1 protein-coding gene is annotated in these 1,154 nt (G+C 58.7%); it reads right to left on the reverse strand.

Annotated features, from left to right (window positions below; translation table 11 throughout):
- Positions 1–812, reverse strand: an 812-nt coding sequence (locus AOZ13_RS13590) for an RNA-guided endonuclease InsQ/TnpB family protein (RefSeq protein WP_044958788.1), incomplete at its 3' end; no start/stop codon positions are given.
- Between the last annotated feature and the right edge of the window lie 342 nt (positions 813–1,154).

Genomic DNA, 1,154 nt, shown 5'->3' on the forward strand with positions numbered 1-1,154 from the left:
TCGTACTCCCGAGCGTAGTACGCCGAGAGCTTGTGCAAGAAGTCACGGCGCTTCCGGCGGAGGTCGGCGTGACACTCCGCGACTCGACGCCGTTGTGTCTCGTAGTTGTTTGACCCGTGTTGCTTCCGCGAGAGCTTCCGTTGCTCGCGTTCCAAGCGTTCGCGCTCGGCAGAGAGGTCGAGCGACTCGACCGCCGTGCCATCGGTGTCGTGGGCGTACTTCAGGATACCCACGTCGATACCGACGCACTTCTCGGGGTTCTCAGACGGTTCAGGTGTCTCACGGTCCATTTGGACGCCGAACGTGGCGAACCACTCGCCCGTCGGTTCCTTCTTGACCGTGACCTGCTTGAGCGTGGCGTCGTCGGGGATGGCGCGGTGAAGCCGAATCGGTATGTCTGCGAGTTTCGAGAGTGACAGGATAGTCTGACCGCCCTTCTTGTCGAGCTTGAAGCCAGATTGACTGTAGGTGAAACTGCGGAACTCCCGTGGCGGCTTCCACTTGAGTTGGCCGACGCCGTAGCCGTTCTGTTTGAGTCCTCCGAGTGATTTGACGTTCTGCTCGATTCGCATGACGGCGGTTTGCAGAACGGTTGAGTACACATCCGAGAGGTCGTCCCACCAGTCTTTCAGGGACGGTATTTCGTCTCGGATGGACCGAACACGCTGGTTGAGCGTGCCTGCGTCCTCGGGGATTTGGTTGAATCGGTAGAGAGCGTGGTTATACAGTTGCCTACAAATGTCTCGGTGGCGGTCTAACTCCTCGCGGTGGGCGTCGGACGGCTTGAGACGATACTTGTAGGCGTAGTACATGGTGCTACTCGCGTTCCTCTATTAGTTCGTCCAACTGCTCGCGGACGAACGACGAGAGGTTGAGGTGTTGATCCTCAATCCACTCGTCTTGGTCCTCCCGAATGGTGATTGTCTTCCGTTTCACCGTAATGCACGATATGCACGGAACACGTATACCCGTTTTGGTGAAGTGTTGGCCTGTGGGCCGAGCGGGAAGGTGCATGAGACCCGTGCGGCGTTCACGAGAGCGAAGCTCTCGTGTGCGGACGAGACGCTTGCGTCTCGTCAACGCTGTATCCCCTCCCTGCTCGCTCCCGTCGGTCGCTCGCTGAGGAAGGGGGCTTAGCGCCTCAATCAGCTAAA

This window comes from Halarchaeum acidiphilum MH1-52-1, from assembly GCF_000474235.1.
In the GTDB taxonomy this organism is placed as follows: Archaea; Halobacteriota; Halobacteria; order Halobacteriales; family Halobacteriaceae; genus Halarchaeum; species Halarchaeum acidiphilum.